Raw genomic sequence first — 15,927 nt, 5'->3', positions numbered from 1 at the left:
TTTCAGTCAATCCCAAGAATTCTATCTTGGGGCCAACTGTCCGAGAAGCGCGGAGCGTGTCACCATGGCGAGGTGGACGACCAGGTCCGCGGTTGTGCTGCGGCGCTCTCGTGAGGCACGCTGCACGACCTCCTCTGGGTCTGGGTGTTCGGTCGTCGAGGAGGTTGTGCTGCAACCGTCCCGAGTTGTTTGGTGAGTTGTCTGGAGGAACGCGAGGACGGCGGCGGGGTCGGCGAGCATCGCGAAGGCCTCGGCTCGCCAGTGATCCACGCCCAGTGGTTCGGCTCCGTCGGGGGTCTTGGCGTGTTCGGCCAGGGCGGTGGCGAGGTCCTCGACCATCTGTTGGTGCGCGCGTGCGTCGGCTTCGTCGATCCGCGCGAACACGGTCCCCAGGCCAGCGGTGTTGTCAGCACCGTCGAGCCGGTCGTCGATCTGGGAGCCGGGACGGGGCTGGGGGTACCAGACGCCCTTCTTGGCCTGGTTGGCCTGGATCCGGGCCTGGTGGGCGACGGTGTCGGCTTCGATGATCTTGGCCTCGGCGATGGTCAGGATCCGACCCGGGGCTTCGTCCAACGCGGCCGCGAGGGCGGTGTCGACGATGTGGATCTGGTGGCGATCCAGGCGTCGTGACATCCGGGCGATCTTGCGGACCACCCACAGCTCGCAGCGTCCGTCGCGGACACCGGCCCACACTGTCGGGAGTCGGTGGCGTAGGTCGAACGCGTCGGCGAGCGCACTGCGGGTCGCCATCACGCTCTCGTGGCGGGCGATCGCCATCTCGACCAACGCCAGGTCCGCGACCTGGGGTGTCCCGTCCCCACCCAGCGTGATCAGGCGTGGCCCGCCACGCTTGACCGGTACCGCGTTGGGCTGGTCCTGCGGGTCACCGGAGTGCAGATCGGCCCAGGCGAGCAGGACCTCGAGCTTGCGGACCTCGAGGAGCCGGGCGTCGCGGACGCTGTCTTCGGCCGCGTGGAGCAGTTGCTCCGGTGTGGCGTTGGAGAGGTCCGAGTCCATGCCACGATTCTACTCGAACACATGTTCGAACACCAGCCTCTCCACAGGCCCCTCGCTATCGCGCAGTGGCCGGACGACGCACCGCGTGGTGCGGTCTCGACGTTCTGGGGCTTCCGCCGAGTCCACGTGCTGCGCGACCTCGTCGACCCGAGGCTGTAGGCCAGCACGCGTATTCAGGCCTCATGCACCACCCGGCCGCCGAGCACGGTCAGCACCGGGGTGACGGCGTGCAGGTCCTCGTCGGGGACGGCCATCAGGTTCTCGGCGAGGACGCACAGGTCGGCCTGCTTGCCGGGCTCGATGCTGCCCTTGTCGTGCTCGGCATGGTCCTGCCAGGCCGGGTTCGCGGTCCAGGCGCGGATCGCCTGCTCGCGGGTGAGCCGCTCGGCGGGACCGCACGGGCCCTCGGAGCCGCGGGGCACCCGGGTGGTGAGCATCTGCAGCGCCAGGCGCCAGTCCGGGTCGGTGATGGGGGCGTCGGACGCGTCGCAGACGACGACGCCGGCGTCGGCCATCGAGCGGGCCGGCATCATCCGGTGCCACTGCTCCTCGCTGATCACGCCGACCAGGCCGGCCGCGGCCTGCCACTTCACCAGCGCGTTGACGTTGGCGAGGATGCCGTGCTCGGCCATCGCGGCCACGCTGGCGGCCGAGGGCAGGTTGGCGTGGATCAGGACGTGGCGCGCGTCGGGCCACGGGTCCTCGCTCAGCGCGGCGACCAGCGCCTCCACCGCCGTGTCGCAGGCCCGGTCCCCGGTCGCGTGGACCTGGACCTGGAACCGGTGCTGGTGGAGCAGCCGGACCAGGGCGTGCAGCGCGGCGACCCGCTCGGCGTCGTCGGCGCCCTCGGTGACCAGCGAGCCGCAGGTCCCCTCGTGGTGGTACGGCGCCGACATCCACGCCGTGCCCAGCGCCGCGACGCCGTCGGCGATCAGCTTGCACCCGCCGATGCGCAGCAGGTCGTCGCCGAGCCCGGTGGTCGAGCCGACATAGCGCATCGCCTGCTCCAGCACACCCAGCGGCGTCTGGACCGACGGCCAGGTCCAGTGCAGCAGGGTGGTCAGCCGCGCGGAGAGCCGGCCCCCGCGGCGCAGCGCGACGTAGTCGCGCAGCATCTCCGGGGTCACGATCGGGTCGGTCACGCTGGTGACCCCGCGCCGGTTCAGCTCGGCGATCGCGTCCGCGACGGCGTCCTGGCGCTCGGCCGCGCTCGGTGCGGGCAGGACGCCGTCGAGCAGCTGCAGCGCCGCCTCCTTGAGCACGCCGGTCGGCTCGCCCGTGGCCGGGTCGTGGACCACCTCGCCGCCGGACGGTGCCACCGTCGCGGCGGTGATCCCGGCCTGCCGCAGGCCGAGCGTGTTGAGCAGCCCGCCGTGGGCGCTGAAGTGCTCGAGGAACATCGGCCGGCCGCCGCACACCTCGTCGAACATCGCCGCGGTCGGGCCGAGCGGGCCGTCGCCGGAGAGGACCCGCTCGTGCCAGCCCCGGCCACGCACCCAGGCGCCCTCGGGCTGCGCGGCCGCGTGACGTCGTACCAGCTCGCGGGCCTCGTCGAGGGAGCCCGCCGCCGACAGGTCGACCTGCGAGCGGGCCAGTCCCCACCACTGCAGATGCAGGTGCGAGTCGTTGAGCCCGGGCAGCACCGTGCCCCCGGCGAGGTCGACGAGCCGGGTGCCGGGACCAGCCAGGTCGCGGACCTCACGGTCGTCGCCGACGGCGAGGATCCGGTCGCCGCGCACCGCGACCGCGGAGTGCGTCGAGAACGCGGCGTCGACGCTCAAGACGGTGCCGGAGTGGAGGATCAGGTCGGGATGCACGGGGCTCCTTCGGGGGTCAGGCGGAGGCGGCGGGGCGGATGCCGGTGTCGCTGAGCCGGATCAGCTCGGCGGCCAGGTCGGCGGTCAGCCGCGCCTGGAGCGCCGCGCCGTCGACGGTGTCGGCCAGGTTGGTGGTCTCGTCGGCGTCGTCGTCGAGAGCGTAGAGCTCGCGCGTGTCGTGGCCGCCGTACACGGTGAGCCGGGCGTCCTCGGTCAGCAGCGTGCGGATGTGGACCGGTCCCGGCAGGCCCGGGAGCCCGAACGGCTGGTCCTCCTCGACGAGCAGCCGCGGCCGTACGGCGCCGGCCCGGCCCTCGACCAGCGGGCGCAGGCTGGTGCCCTGGATCCCGCGGTACGCCGGCACGCCGCCCAGGTCGAGCAGGGTGGGCGCGATGTCCGCGCTGCTGACCAGGGCCGAGGACCGGCCGGCGTCGCCCCCTGGCGCTCGTACGACGAGCGGCACCCGGGTCACGCCCCGGTAGTGGACGAAGTGCTTGAGCATCAGCCCGTGGTCGCCGAACAGGTCGCCGTGGTCGGCGGTGAAGACGACCGCGGTGTCGTCGGCGACGCCGAGGTCGTCGAGGCGCCCGAGGATCCGGCCGATGCTGTCGTCGAGCAGCGAGACCAGGCCGAGCTCGGCGGCCAGCGCGTGCCGGTACTGCTCCTCGGTCGGCGACCAGGTCATCGTCGGGTCGGCCGCGGGCCGGCCGCGGTCGGCGACGATCCGCCGGACGTGCTCGGGGGAGCGGTCGTGGCCGTCGAAGAAGGTCGCGGGCAGCTCGACGGCACTCGGGTCGACCCGGTGCCAGTAGTCGCCCGGTGGGGCGAAGGGGTGGTGCGGGTCGGGGTAGGAGACGAACAGGCAGAACGGCGCGTCTCCCGCGGCGAGCTGCTCGAGCCGGTCGACCGCCCGTTCGGTGACGTAGGTCGTCGGGTGCAGCGCGACCGGGACCTCGGAGCGGTAGACCTGGTCCCAGCCGGGGTAGCCGACCAGCGCGTCGCCCATGACCCGCACCGTGTCCGGGTCGAGGCCGCGGGCCCGCGCCCAGTGGGCGTAGTGGCCGCCCGGGGCGTCGCCGTGGCCGATCACCAGGTCGACGGTGTCGAAGCCGTAGTAGTCCGGCGGCAGCTCGAGATGGGCCGGCCGGTGCCGGTCGAAGCTCTCCCAGGTGTCCCACTGGGCCGGGCGGCCGCGCTCGACGGCGTCGACCAGCGCGGCGTCGACCAGCTCGGGCGCGTGTCGCGCCATGTCGGCGAGCTGGTCGTCCTCATAGGGCCAGCCCATGGTCTGGAAGTGCAGCTTGCCGACGGCGGCGGTGTGCCACCCCGTGCGCTGCATCGAGCGCATGAAGGTCTGCGCGTCCCAGTCCAGGGTGACCCCGTTGGTGCGGGTGCCGTGGGTCGAGGGCCAGCGACCGGTCGCGATCGTGGCCCGGTTGGGCATGCAGGTCGGGTTGGCGACGTACGCCTGGTCGAAGACGGTGCCGCTCGCGGCGAGCGCGTCGAGGTGCGGTGTCGGCACCTGGCCGCCGCCGAAGCCGAGGTGGTCGGCCCGGAGCTGGTCGGCGACCAGGACGACGACGCCGCGGACCTTGCTCACGCGGAGGCCTTGATCCGCGAGAAGACGCGCGCCCGCAGGTCGACGAAGCGCGGGTCGGACTTGGTCTCGATCTGGTCGCGAGGGAACGGCAGCTCGACCGGGATGATCTCGTCGACGGTGCAGGGGCCCTTGGTGACGACCACGACCCGGTCGGACAGGTAGACCGCCTCGTCGATGTCGTGGGTGACCAGCACGATGGTGATGCCGAAGTCCTCGCGGACCTTGAGCATCAGGTCCTCCAGGTCCGCGCGGGTCTGCGCGTCGACCGACGCGAACGGCTCGTCCATCACGAGCACCTCGGGCCGGTAGGCCAGTGCGCGCGCGATGGCGACCCGCTGCTGCATGCCGCCGGAGAGCTGCCACGGATAGCTGGTGCGGACGTCGGACAGACCCACCTCGCGCAGCGCGTCGGTGACTCGCTGCTCGCGCTCGGCCCGGCCGATCTTGAGGTTGGCCAGCGGGAGCCGGACGTTCTTCTCCACGGTCAGCCACGGCATCAGCGAGCGGGTGTACTCCTGGAGCACCAGCGCCATCTGCCGGGGCGGTCCGTCGACCACCCGGCCGTCGAGGCGGACGGCGCCCGAGCTGGCCGGGTGCAGACCGGTCAGGCACTTGAGCAGCGTGGTCTTGCCGGCACCGGACGGGCCGACGATGCAGACGAACTCGCCCGCGTGGACGTCGAAGGTGAGGTCGGAGATCACCTCCTTGCGGGCCGGGCCGGCACCGTACCCCTTGTGGAGGCCCTCGATGGAGAGCCGGACCTGGCGCTGCTGCTCGCTCATCGTCGGAGCCCCTGTCGTGATGGTGGTCGTGATCATTCTTGAGCCGCCTTTCGGGCGCCGTCGTACCAGTGCAGGACCCGGCCGCGGACGAGGAGGAAGAGGAGGTTGACGAGATAGCCCAGGAGACCGAGCAGGACGATGCCGGACCACATGTCCGTCACCGCGAAGCTCTGCTGGGCGAGCAGGGTGAGGGCGCCGATGCCCTCGGTGGAGCCGAGCATCTCGCTGGCGATCATCACCACGAACGCGACCTGCAGGCTGACCTGGAGGCCCGCGAAGATCTGCGGGCCGGCCGCCGGGAGGAGGACCTGCGTGACCCGCTGCCGGCGGGACAGCTGGTAGGCGCGCGAGATGTCGAGCAGGACCGGGTCGGCGCTGCGCACGCCGTCCATGGTCGCGATGATCGTCGGGAAGACCGCCGCGGCGGCGATGATCGAGATCTTCATGGTCGGCCCGAAGCCGAGCAGGAGGATGAAGATCGGCACCAGGGCGACGCCGGGGGTCGCCCGGACGAAGTGCATGAGCGGCTCGAGCGCCTCGCGCAGCAGCCGGATCCGGGCCAGCACCAGGCCGACGGCGATGCCGACGACGGTCGCGATCCCGAAGCCGACCGCCATGTTGCGCAGGCTCGGGAGCACGTCGGTCACGAACTGGTCGAAGACCCACATCTCGCGGAAGCGCTGGAGGATGTCGCGCAGCGGCGGGAAGAACGGCTCGGCGGCACCGGCCGACCACACCCACCACCCGGCGACGACGAGCACGGGCAGCCACAGCTCGAGGGCCACGAGGCGGATCCGGCGGCTCATGCCGGCACCTCCGAGCGGACCGAGGCGTGCCAGAACAGCGCGCGCCGCTCGACCACCGCGAGGAGCGTGTTGACCAGGACGCCGAGCACGCCGAAGGTCACCACCAGGGCGTAGATCGCGGGGTAGTCGCCGGTCGTCTGCGCCAGGACCAGGTCCTTGCCCAACCCCGGCGCGCCCCCGATGATCTCGGAGACCAGCGCGATGACCAGCGCGGCGCTCGCGCTGATCCGGACGCCGGTCGCCACGAACGGCAGGGCCGTCGGCGCCACCAGGGTGCGGACCCGCTGCCAGCGGGTGAGCCGGAACGAGCGCGCCGTCTCGGCGGCGACCGGGTCGACGTCGTGCACGCCGTGGGCGGTCTGGGTGATCAGTGGGAACATGCCGCCGAAGGCGACCAGGAAGATGCCCATGTCACCGGTCGGGCCGAGCACGAGGACGAGCAGCGGCAAGATCACGATCGGCGGGATCGGCTTGAGGAACTCGACGAGCACCCGGGTGCTGCGGTACGCGAGGTCGGACTGGCCGACCAGGAGGCCCGCGCCGACGCCGAGCAGCACGGAGAGGACCAGCCCGATCGCGGCGACCCGGAAGGTCTCGCCGAGTGAGGCCCAGAACTCCGGGTCGCCCGCGAAGTCGCGGAGCCGGCCGAGGATCTCGGGCACGGTGGCGAACGGCTTGTCCGCCAGCGGGCCGGTGACGGCCCACTGCCACAGCAGGGCGGTCACCGCGATGCTGGCCGCGCCGACGGCGTAGCGCCGCACGGTGCCGGGACGGAGGGTGGTCATCGTCGTCGCCTCCGTCAGCTGCCGAAGACGAGGGACGCGGCGTCGATGTCCTTCTTCAGGTAGCCGAGCTCCTTCATCCGCTCGATCACCGACTGCACGTCGGCCGGGTCGACCGTCGTCGGGAACGCCGGTGCCGAGCCCGCCTGGACCACGGCGAGGTCGGTCTTGAGGACGGTCGCGGCGGCCTGCTGGGCCTCGTCGATGTGCGCGGCGGCGTACGCATTGGTCTCCTCGACGGCTGCCTGGAACTTCTTCACCAGCTCGGGGTCCTTCTTCGCGAGCGCGGCGGAGGTGACCCACAGGCCGATCGCGCCGTCGTCGAAGAACTCGACGCCGGGCGTGGCGAGGATCCGGTTGCCGGCCTGGACGGCCTGGGTGACGAAGGGGACCACGAGGCCGGCGGCGTCGACCCGGTCGGAGCCGAGCGAGCTGACCGCGCTGGGGAAGTCGAGGGTGATCCAGTCGACCTTGGCCGGGTCGCCGCCGTCGGCCTCGACCGCCGCGGCGATGGTGACCTCGAGCTGGGCTCCGCGGGCGGGGATCGAGACGGTCCTGCCCTCGAGGTCCGCGGGACGCTTGATGTCGGACCCCTCGGGCACCACCACGGCCGTGTCGTCGTGCTTCAGGCCGAGGGCCGGGTCGGCCTCCACCTCGGCCTTGGTGCCCTCGGCGTAGCCGTCGGCGGCGCCCACGATCTCCAGCTGGACGCCGTTCGCGATGGCGTTCACGAACGGGATCGACGGGGTGTAGTTGACGTCGACCTGGTCGCCGGCGACGGCGGCGATGCCGCTGGGCGGGTTGGCGACCTGCTGGAGCTCGAGCTGCAGGCCCTGCTCCTCGAAGAAGCCCTGGTCGATGCCGAGCTGGAGGGCGCCGACGGAGAAGATCGGGGTGTAGGCGACCGTGACGACCTCCAGCCCGTCCGCGGTCTTGCGCTCGTCGCCTCCGCCGCCGCAGGCCGTGAGGGCGAGGGCGAGCGAGGCAGTGGCGGCGACGAGCCCTGTGCGCAGGGTCTTCATGAGTCCTCCAGGTGGGGCGGGACGGTGTCGGTGTATCCGAGGTCACACCAGGGTGCTGCGCCCCGGGCCGGGAGGTCTAATGGAAACTTCGTACCCGAACAATAGGAATGTCCTATGAGTGGATGCGCGAAACCGCACTGAAGGCCGCGACGGACCCGCGACCTGCCCGAGGAAGGGACCCGACGGGTGGAGGGTTCGATAGCCAACACCTATCTGTCGGCGTACAGTGGAGGCATGGAACGCCGCCAGCTCGAGTACTTCGTCGCCGTCGTCGACCACGGCGGCTTCGGTCGGGCCTCGGAGGCGGTCCACGTCACCCAGCCGTCGCTGTCGCAGGCGATCGCGGCCCTCGAGAAGGACCTCGGCGTCACCCTGTTCCACCGGCTCGGGCGCAAGGTCAAGCTGACCGCCGCGGGCGAGGCGCTGCTCTCGCCGGCCCGCCAGGTGCTGCGCGACCACGCCGTGGCCCGGGCGGCGGTGGCCAAGGTCCGCGGCGGGTACGACGGCACCCTCGACATCGCCTCCACGCCGACGGTCGCCGCGCATCCGCTGACCGCGCTGCTGGGGAGGTTCAGCCAGCTCTACCCCGGCATCAACGTGCGGATCACCGACTGCGACGTGCCCGGCGGCGCCGCGGCGATCGTCGGCGGCGGCCAGTGCGAGATCGGCGTGGTCCGGCTGCCCTCCGCGACCACCGGCCTGCAGGCGATCGCCCTCGGCGAGCAGGAGTTCTTCCTGGTGCTGCCGCCCGACAGCCCCGACCCCGGCCCGGGACCGGTCGAGCTGTCGGTGCTCGCCGAGCTCCCGCTGATCGCGACCCCGCCCGGCACCGCCTCCCGCAAGCGGCTCGACGACTCGCTCGCGATCGCCAACGTCACCGAGCCGCGGATCGTGGTCGAGACCATCTACCGGGCCACCATCCCCAAGCTGGTCGCGGCCGGCGTCGGCGCCTCGCTGCTCCCGCGCCACATGGCCCAGGAGGCCGCCCAGCTCGGCGCCAAGGTCGTCGGTACGACGCCCACGGTCGCCCACGAGATCGGGATCGTGCGCCGCGAGGGTCCGCTGTCGCCCGCGGCGCGGGCCTTCATCGACCTCGCCCTCGAGATGGCCCCCTTCGGTGCCGAGGGGGAGCAGCCGTGAGTGTGCGCCGCCCGCGCAGCGTCTACGACCTCGGCGCCGAGCCCGACCCCCGGTTCACCTTCGCCAACGAGCGGACCTTCCTCGCCTGGATCCGCACCGCCCTGGCCCTGATGGCCGCCGGCGTCGCCCTCGACTCGCTGGCCAGCGCCCTGCCCGAGAGCCCGCGTCGCTGGATCGCGGCCGCACTGGTCCTCGCCGGTGTCGCGGGCTGCGGGCTGGCCTGGCTGCGGTGGATGGCCAACGAGCGGGCGCTGCGCGAGTCGCGCCCCCTGCCCGGCCTGCCGCTCGGCCTGGCCCTGGTGGCGCTGGTCGCCGCCGGCGGGCTGGCGCTGGTCGCGCTCACCCTGGGAACCTCATGACGACATCGGCCACGACGCCTGCCGAGCACGGCACCCAGACCGAGCGCACCCGGTTGGCATGGTCGCGCAGCGTGCTCTCGCTGCTCGCCCTGCTCCTCGTCGAGGCCCGGGTCCTGCTCCCCGTCCACGGCGCGGTCGCACTCCTCGTGGTCGCCGTCGGCGCCCTCGTCGCGACCGTCGCGCTGGCCGGCGTCGCCCGCCGCCACCCCCGCAGCCGAGCCGGCGGTGCGCTGCGCCGCGACCTCGACGGCCGGCTCCCCGCCGCGGTGGCCGCGCTGGGTGCCCTGGTCGGCCTGGGCTCGCTGGTGCTCGTCCTGGTCTGACTGCACGCGCCCGCCAGGGCGGCTTCAGGTGAGGGCCAGCTGTGCCCGGGTCGGCACGAACGGGTCCAGCCGCAGCCGCATGCCCGCCTCGGCGGGGGTGCGGTTGGCCTTGCGCCCGTTGCAGGGGCTGCAGGCGGCAACCGTGTTCAGCCAGGTCCACCCGCCACCGCGGCTCTGCGGAAGGACGTGGTCGATGGTGGTCGCGTATGCACCGCAGTAGGAGCACCGGTGGCGGTCGCGCTGGAGCACGTTGCTGCGGGAGTACGCCGCGGGGCGGTACATCCACTTCGCGGCGATGTAGCGCACCAGCCGGATCACCCGTGGCCAGGGGTGTGGCCCGATCATCCGGTCCTCGTGCGCCTCCTCGACGGTGGCGACCTCGCGAAACAGCATCCGCACCGCGTGCTGGAAGGTGACCGTGCCGAGCGGCTCGTAGGAGGCGTTGAGCAGCATCACGGTCGCCACGGCCGCCGTCACCTCCTTCCCGTCTCCGCCTGGTCGGACGGCGCCTGTCGGATGGATCGTCCAGGGTCCGTATTTCCGTTCGGCCACGAAGGCATGACGGGCAGGAGACCTCTGCGCGAGGTCCGACCCCTCGAATGTACGTCGGCCCCCGCGCCCGCCTCCACCGATTTCGGGGTTGCCGTACGGCGCAGGCTCAGGTGAGGTACGGCGCGAGCTCCAGCGCGAGGTGCAGCCGGAGCCGGTCCGGGCCGCGGGCGAGGTCGTAGCCGGTGGCCTGCTCGACCTGCCCGATCCGGTGGTAGACGGTCTGTCGGTGGACGGCGAGCCGCGTCGCGGTACGCCCGGCACTGCCGGCCTCGTCGAGCCAGACCCGCACGGTGTGGAGGACGTCGGCCGCCCCCGTGGCGAGGAAGGCGCGCACCCGCGGGTCGATGACGGCGGCCTCGAGGTCGTCGTCGCGGGTGACGCCGAGCAGGGCGAGTGGGCCGAGCGACTCCCAGCGCACGACGGTGCCGGGCTCGGCGGTGCGGGCGACGCGGAGGCTGACCCGGGCACCGCGGTGGGCGGCGGCGAGGGCGTCGATGCCGGGCACGCTCGGGCCGGTGGCGGCGCGGGTGATCCGGTCCAGGCTGTCGACGCGGCGGCCGAGGCCGAGGACGGCGAGCAGGTCGGTGAGCCCGCCGTCGGCGGACACGAGGGAGGAGCGGACGACGGCGCAGGCCACACCGGGGCTGGACCGGACCCACACCACGCCGGTGCGCGAGGGGCGGCTGGCGACCTGGTCGAGCAGCTCGGGGCGCTCGAGCAGCACGCAGCTGACCGGCTCCTGCAGGTCGAGGCCGCCGGCCTGGGCCAGGTCGACCGCCGACTCCCGTGCGGCCAGGCGACCGCCCTCGACCAGCTCGCGGAACAGCGCGTCGCGATGGGCCTGACGGCGCTCGGCCACGTTGAGCAGCCGGGCCGCGGACTCGGCGATCCGGGTGGCCTCGGGCCAGGTGGACTCCGGGATCCGGCCGTCGGGGTCGATCAGCCAGAAGTAGCCGTGGACCCGGCCGAGGTGCCGGGCCGGGACGCAGAGCCGGGCCACGATCGCGAGGTCGGCGTCGGCCGGCGTCCGCAGCGGACCGGGGGAGTCCTCGATGCCCTGACCGCGGAACCAGGCCCGCACGTCGTCGCTCGAGCGGCGCTGCAGGATCGAGCGCTGCCGGATCGAGTCCACGACGTCGTCGCCGCGGTGGTCGGAGAACCCGATCAGCCGGAAGTCCGGGTCCTCGAGGGTGCAGGGGGCGTCGGTCAGCCGGGCCATGTCCTCCACGAGGTCGTCGAGCGAGCTCACCGGACAAGTGTCTCACCACATCCCCGAAAACCTGTGACAGATGTCCGTTCCCTGTGACCCGGCACGCTCCTAGCGTGGAGGCATGCTCGACCAGGCCCTGAGCCACACCCTGAACCGCGCGTCCCGCAGCACCCGTGCCCGCCGCGCGGTCGAGTCCTTCCCGCCCACCCGCCGGGTCGTCGACCGGTTCGTGCCCGGCGAGACCACCGCCGACGCGGTCGACGCCACCCGCCGCCTGGTGGGCACCGGCCGCGCGGTCACCATCGACGTGCTCGGCGAGGACGTCCTCGACCTGGCCGGCGCCCGCGCCATGCGCGAGGCCTACCGCGCCCTGCTCACCGCTCTCGACGAGGCGGGCTGCGCCGCCGGCGCCGACGTCTCGCTCAAGCTCTCCGCGATGGGCCAGGCCCTTCCCGGGGGTACGACCATCGCCACCGACCATGCCGCCGAGATCGCCGACGCGGCCGCCGCGCTGGGCTGCACGGTCACCCTCGACATGGAGGACCACACCACCGTCGACTCGACGCTCGCGATCGGCGCCGCCCTGCGCGCGTCGTACCCGTTCGTGGGGAACGTGTTGCAGACCAACCTGCGCCGTACCCCCGCCGACATCGCCGACCTCGACGGCACCGGCGCCCGGATCCGGCTGGTCAAGGGGGCCTACCGCGAGCCGGAGTCGGTCGCGCTGCAGCGCAAGGCCGAGGTCGACCACGCCTACGAGCGCGCTGTCGATGCGCTGATGAGCTCCGACTGCTACCCGATGATCGCCACCCACGACCCGGCGATGCTCGAGCGCGCGGTGGCGGCCGCGGCCGGCCGCGGGGCCGATCGGTGGGAGGCGCAGATGCTGTACGGCGTGCGGCCCGAGCTCGAGCAGCGGATGGTCGACGAGGGCGTGCGGATGCGCGTGTACCTCCCGTTCGGCACCGACTGGTACGGGTACTTCATGCGCCGGCTGGCCGAGCGGCCCGCCAATGTCGCCTTCTTCCTGCGCGCCCTCGCGCACCGCTGAGCCGTCTCCCGAGAGAGGACCTGACATGGACGCCATCACCACCCCGCCGGCCCCGGTCAACGAGCCGAACCTGACCTACGCCCCGGGCAGTGCGGAGCGCGAGGAGCTGGTCGCGCAGCTCGACGCGCTCGGCGGTACGACGCGCCAGCTCGACGCCCACATCGGTGGCGAGAAGGTCGCCGGTGGCGGCGAGGAGATCGCCGTCGTCGAGCCGCACGCCCACCAGAAGGTGCTCGGCGTGCTGCGCAACAGCACCGCCGACGACGCCACGTCGGCGATCGCCGCGGCCCGCGAGGCCGCGCCCGGCTGGCAGGCACTGCCGTTCGACGAGCGTGCCGCCGTCATCCTGCGTGCCGCCGAGCTGCTCGCTGGCCCGTGGCGGCAGCGGCTCAACGCCGCCACGGTCCTCGGCCAGTCGAAGACCTCCTTCCAGGCCGAGATCGACGCGGCCTGCGAGCTGATCGACTTCTGGCGGTTCAACGTCCACTTCGCCCGGGAGATCCTCGCCGAGCAGCCGATCCGGAACGCCCCGGGCGTGTGGAACCGCACCGACCACCGACCGCTCGAGGGCTTCGTCTACGCGATCACGCCGTTCAACTTCACCGCGATCGCCGGCAACCTGCCCACGGCGCCCGCGCTGATGGGCAACACCGTGCTCTGGAAGCCGTCGCCCACCCAGCAGCTCGCCGCGTCGCTGACCATGGAGCTGCTCGAGGAGGCCGGGATGCCGCCCGGCGTCATCAACATGCTGCCCGGCGACGGGCTCGCCGTCTCCGAGGTCGCGCTCGCGCACCCCGACCTCGCCGGCATCCACTTCACCGGCTCCACCGCGACCTTCCAGAGGCTCTGGTCGACCGTGGGGGCCAACCTGTCGTCGTACCGGACCTATCCGCGGCTGGTCGGCGAGACCGGCGGCAAGGACTTCGTCATCGCCCACCCCTCGGCCGACCCCGACGTGCTGCGCACGGCGTTGATCCGGGGCGCCTTCGAGTACTCCGGCCAGAAGTGCTCGGCCGCCTCGCGCGCGTACGTCCCCGCGTCGCTGTGGGCGCGCATGGGGGCCGACCTGGCCTCCCAGACCGATGCGCTGCCGGTCGGCGACCCGACCGACTTCGCCAACTTCACCGGCGCCGTCATCGACGCCCGCGCGTTCGCCAAGCACCAGGCCGCCATCGAGCGGGCGCGGGCCACGTCCGGTCTCCAGATCGTCGCCGGCGGGACCGTCGACGACAGCGTCGGCTGGTTCGTGCGGCCCACCGTCGTGGTCGCCGACGACCCGGCCGACGAGATGTTCTCCACGGAGTACTTCGGCCCGATCCTCGTCGTCCACGTGTACGACGACCGCCGCCCCGGCGCCTTCGAGGACGTCGTGCGCCAGGCGGAGTCGGCCGCGCCGTACGCCCTCACCGGTTCGGTGCTCGCCACCGACCGTTCGGCCATCGACTGGGCGGCCCACGAGCTGCGCTTCGCCGCCGGCAACTTCTACGTCAACGACAAGCCCACCGGCGCGGTCGTCGGCCAGCAGCCCTTCGGCGGCGCCCGCGCCTCCGGTACCAACGACAAGGCGGGCTCGCCGCTCAACCTGTTGCGCTGGACCTCGGCCCGGTCGATCAAGGAGACGCTCGTCTCGCCCACCGACCACCGTTACCCGCACATGTCCTGACCGTCGACTTGCCCCGGACTCACGTCGAGTTGCCCCGGGCTCAACGCGAGAACGCGGCGACTCAACGGCTTGGGCTGCCCCTCCAGCCCGTCGGCGCCGGAGCCCGGCGCGATCGAACTCGCTCTCGTGAACCGGGCGGTCGAGATCGCCGCCGGTGACGAGAGCCGCGGCGCAGGAGATCGGCGCCTCACCGAGCGTGACGGTGGCCGACTCGGTCGACCCGGCGGCCGTGGTCCAGGTGACCGCGACCCGGTTGCCGGCGTCGTGCGCGGAGATCGCGGCGCGCAGCTCGTCGGTGGTGGCGACCGCGGCGCTGCCCGCGCCGGTGGCAACGAGGGGTTGCGGGTCACGCCCCGATGCTGCGCACCGTCCCTGTGCGACGGCTGTGCCCCGGCCCAGCGCGGGCCACGAGGATGCCGTCAGTCGCGGCCGGCGGCCAGCATCTCGTCGCGGGTCGCGACCTTCACCCGGGTCCGGCCCTCGGCCTCGCCCAGTGCGATCTCGTGGGCGTCGAGACGCTCCCACGCGGTGTGGGTGACGACCTCGACCTCGCGCTCGGCGAAGTACGCGTCGACGTCCTCGGTGCGCCGCGCGGTCGCCGTCGGCCGGGTCTCGGCGAGCAGGTGCCCCACGGTCTCGGCCGCGTCGCTCTTGGTGTGGCCGATCAGCCCGACCGGACCGCGCTTGATCCAGCCGGTCACGTAGGTGCCGGGGATCGGGGCGCCGTCGAGGTCGAGGACCCGGCCCCCGTCGTTCGGGATCACGGCGGCGTGGTCGTCGAAGGGTAGGCCGGGCAGCGCGCTGCTGCGGTAGCCGACGGCGCGGTAGACCTGCTGGACGTCCCAGTCGGTCACCTCGCCGGTGCCCTCGACCCGGCCGTCGGCGCCGGGCGAGTGGGTGCGCTCGGTGCGCAGCGTGCTGACCCGGCCGTCGGCGTCCGTGACGATCTCGACCGGCGCCTCGGCGAAGTGCAGGTGGATCCGGTGCGGCTTGCCGACCGGGTCGGCCCCGACCCAGCTGGTCAGCGTGTTGAGCACCATCTTCTGCGACTTGTGCTCGGCGATGTGCGCCATGCCGTGCTCGTCGACGTCGAAGCCCTCTGGATGCACGATCACCTCGACGTTGGGCGAGTGGTTGAGCTCGCGCAGCTCCAGCGGCGAGAACTTCGCGTACGCCGGTCCTCGGCGCGCGAACACGTGGACGTCGGTGATGGTCTTGGCCTTCAGCCCCGCGTGGACGTGGGCCGGGATGTCGGTGACGAGCATCTCGTCCCCGGTCTTGGCCAGCACCCGCGCCACGTCGAGGGCGACGTTGCCGACGCCGAGTACGGCGACGCTGGTCACGTCGAGCGGCCACTCCTGCGGGACGTCGGGGTGGGCGTCGTACCAGGAGACGAAGTCGGCCGCGCCGTACGAGTGCTCCTCGCCGGGGATGCCGAGGTCACGGTCGGCCATCGCGCCGGTGGAGATGACGACCGCGTCGTAGAACTCGCGCAGATCCTCGAGCTTGACGTCCACGCCGTACTCCACGTTGCCGAGGAAGCGGACCTCCGGCTTGGCGAGCACGCGGTGCAGTGCCTTGATGATCTCCTTGATCCGCGGGTGGTCCGGCGCGACGCCGTAGCGGACCAGGCCGAAGGGAGCGGGGAGCCGCTCGAGGATGTCGACGGACACGTCGGCCTCGGCCTTGGTGAGGATGTCGGCGGCGTAGATGCCGGCCGGGCCACCGCCGACGATCGCAACACGGAGAGTCATGCTGTCGATTCTGGACGGCCGCACCGGTTCACAGAACGAGGTTGTGGTT

Annotated in this window: 15 protein-coding genes; 5 read left to right on the top strand and 10 right to left on the bottom strand. The window is 72.7% G+C overall.

Annotation, left to right across the window (positions count from 1 at the left end; all coding sequences use genetic code 11):
* Window positions 1–21: 21 nt before the first annotated feature.
* The 7 genes from ACUP6Y_RS15155 to ACUP6Y_RS15125 form a co-directional block, all read right to left on the bottom strand.
* A complete protein-coding gene (locus ACUP6Y_RS15155; RefSeq protein ID WP_462551584.1) occupies window positions 22–1,017 on the bottom strand; it encodes a hypothetical protein in 996 nt (331 codons plus the stop codon).
* 173 nt (window positions 1,018–1,190) lie between these two features.
* Window positions 1,191–2,834, bottom strand: a complete 1,644-nt coding sequence (locus ACUP6Y_RS15150) for an amidohydrolase (protein WP_462551583.1) — start codon at window positions 2,832–2,834, stop codon at window positions 1,191–1,193.
* A 16-nt stretch (window positions 2,835–2,850) separates the two neighbouring features.
* On the bottom strand, window positions 2,851–4,434 hold the full coding sequence (locus ACUP6Y_RS15145; RefSeq protein WP_462551582.1) for a sulfatase family protein: 1,584 nt from the start codon (window positions 4,432–4,434) through the stop codon (window positions 2,851–2,853).
* Complete coding sequence (locus tag ACUP6Y_RS15140) at window positions 4,431–5,216, bottom strand: ABC transporter ATP-binding protein (RefSeq protein ID WP_462551581.1); 786 nt, start codon at window positions 5,214–5,216, stop codon at window positions 4,431–4,433. The genes ACUP6Y_RS15145 and ACUP6Y_RS15140 overlap by 4 nt, the downstream gene beginning before the upstream one ends.
* Before the next feature lie 32 nt (window positions 5,217–5,248).
* Complete coding sequence (locus ACUP6Y_RS15135; RefSeq protein ID WP_462551578.1) at window positions 5,249–6,022, bottom strand: ABC transporter permease; 774 nt, start codon at window positions 6,020–6,022, stop codon at window positions 5,249–5,251.
* Window positions 6,019–6,807, bottom strand: coding sequence for an ABC transporter permease (locus tag ACUP6Y_RS15130; protein ID WP_462551576.1), 789 nt, complete (start codon window positions 6,805–6,807; stop codon window positions 6,019–6,021). The genes ACUP6Y_RS15135 and ACUP6Y_RS15130 overlap by 4 nt, the downstream gene beginning before the upstream one ends.
* Window positions 6,808–6,821: 14 nt before the next feature.
* Window positions 6,822–7,826 (bottom strand): ABC transporter substrate-binding protein, encoded by a 1,005-nt coding sequence (locus ACUP6Y_RS15125; protein WP_462551575.1) that lies wholly within the window; start codon window positions 7,824–7,826, stop codon window positions 6,822–6,824.
* A 234-nt stretch (window positions 7,827–8,060) separates the two neighbouring features.
* Here ACUP6Y_RS15125 and ACUP6Y_RS15120 point away from each other — a divergent pair, with 234 nt between their 5' ends.
* Genes ACUP6Y_RS15120 through ACUP6Y_RS15110 form a run of 3 tightly spaced genes read left to right on the top strand, consistent with a single transcriptional unit; the run spans window position 8,061 to window position 9,648 of the window.
* Window positions 8,061–8,966, top strand: coding sequence for a LysR family transcriptional regulator (locus ACUP6Y_RS15120; RefSeq protein ID WP_462551574.1), 906 nt, complete (start codon window positions 8,061–8,063; stop codon window positions 8,964–8,966).
* Complete coding sequence (locus ACUP6Y_RS15115) at window positions 8,963–9,325, top strand: YidH family protein (RefSeq protein ID WP_462551573.1); 363 nt, start codon at window positions 8,963–8,965, stop codon at window positions 9,323–9,325. The genes ACUP6Y_RS15120 and ACUP6Y_RS15115 overlap by 4 nt, the downstream gene beginning before the upstream one ends.
* Complete coding sequence (locus tag ACUP6Y_RS15110; protein ID WP_462551572.1) at window positions 9,322–9,648, top strand: DUF202 domain-containing protein; 327 nt, start codon at window positions 9,322–9,324, stop codon at window positions 9,646–9,648. The genes ACUP6Y_RS15115 and ACUP6Y_RS15110 overlap by 4 nt, the downstream gene beginning before the upstream one ends.
* Before the next feature lie 24 nt (window positions 9,649–9,672).
* Here ACUP6Y_RS15110 and ACUP6Y_RS15105 read toward each other — a convergent pair whose 3' ends face one another.
* On the bottom strand, window positions 9,673–10,125 hold the full coding sequence (locus ACUP6Y_RS15105; protein WP_462551571.1) for an HNH endonuclease: 453 nt from the start codon (window positions 10,123–10,125) through the stop codon (window positions 9,673–9,675).
* 181 nt (window positions 10,126–10,306) lie between these two features.
* Window positions 10,307–11,449, bottom strand: coding sequence for a PucR family transcriptional regulator (locus ACUP6Y_RS15100; RefSeq protein WP_462551570.1), 1,143 nt, complete (start codon window positions 11,447–11,449; stop codon window positions 10,307–10,309).
* 82 nt (window positions 11,450–11,531) lie between these two features.
* On the opposite strand from ACUP6Y_RS15100, the gene ACUP6Y_RS15095 reads away from it, so the two are divergent.
* Both ACUP6Y_RS15095 and pruA read left to right on the top strand, forming a co-directional pair.
* Window positions 11,532–12,461, top strand: a complete 930-nt coding sequence (locus ACUP6Y_RS15095; RefSeq protein ID WP_462551569.1) for a proline dehydrogenase family protein — start codon at window positions 11,532–11,534, stop codon at window positions 12,459–12,461.
* Window positions 12,462–12,486: 25 nt separating this feature from the next.
* Window positions 12,487–14,124 (top strand): L-glutamate gamma-semialdehyde dehydrogenase, encoded by a 1,638-nt coding sequence (pruA, locus tag ACUP6Y_RS15090; protein ID WP_462551568.1) that lies wholly within the window; start codon window positions 12,487–12,489, stop codon window positions 14,122–14,124.
* A 419-nt stretch (window positions 14,125–14,543) separates the two neighbouring features.
* Here the strand turns inward: pruA and ACUP6Y_RS15085 are convergent, their stop codons facing one another.
* Window positions 14,544–15,878 (bottom strand): FAD-dependent oxidoreductase, encoded by a 1,335-nt coding sequence (locus ACUP6Y_RS15085; RefSeq protein WP_462551567.1) that lies wholly within the window; start codon window positions 15,876–15,878, stop codon window positions 14,544–14,546.
* Window positions 15,879–15,927: the final 49 nt, after the last annotated feature.

The sequence above is a fragment of the Nocardioides sp. S5-5 genome (assembly GCF_054954065.1).
The sequence above is the reverse complement of the archived record's forward strand: the minus strand, read 5'-3'. Positions and strand labels throughout refer to the sequence as shown.

Excerpts from the sequence above, each read along its gene's own strand:
- ACUP6Y_RS15155 (WP_462551584.1), bottom strand. The coding sequence starts at position 1,017 with ATGGACTCGGACCTCTCCAACGCCACACCGGAGCAACTGCTCCACGCG.
- ACUP6Y_RS15140 (WP_462551581.1), bottom strand. The coding sequence starts at position 5,216 with ATGAGCGAGCAGCAGCGCCAGGTCCGGCTCTCCATCGAGGGCCTCCAC.
- ACUP6Y_RS15135 (WP_462551578.1), bottom strand. The coding sequence starts at position 6,022 with ATGAGCCGCCGGATCCGCCTCGTGGCCCTCGAGCTGTGGCTGCCCGTG.
- ACUP6Y_RS15130 (WP_462551576.1), bottom strand. The coding sequence starts at position 6,807 with ATGACCACCCTCCGTCCCGGCACCGTGCGGCGCTACGCCGTCGGCGCG.
- ACUP6Y_RS15125 (WP_462551575.1), bottom strand. The coding sequence starts at position 7,826 with ATGAAGACCCTGCGCACAGGGCTCGTCGCCGCCACTGCCTCGCTCGCC.
- ACUP6Y_RS15120 (WP_462551574.1), top strand. The coding sequence starts at position 8,061 with ATGGAACGCCGCCAGCTCGAGTACTTCGTCGCCGTCGTCGACCACGGC.
- ACUP6Y_RS15110 (WP_462551572.1), top strand. The coding sequence starts at position 9,322 with ATGACGACATCGGCCACGACGCCTGCCGAGCACGGCACCCAGACCGAG.
- ACUP6Y_RS15095 (WP_462551569.1), top strand. The coding sequence starts at position 11,532 with ATGCTCGACCAGGCCCTGAGCCACACCCTGAACCGCGCGTCCCGCAGC.
- pruA (WP_462551568.1), top strand. The coding sequence starts at position 12,487 with ATGGACGCCATCACCACCCCGCCGGCCCCGGTCAACGAGCCGAACCTG.
- ACUP6Y_RS15085 (WP_462551567.1), bottom strand. The coding sequence starts at position 15,878 with ATGACTCTCCGTGTTGCGATCGTCGGCGGTGGCCCGGCCGGCATCTAC.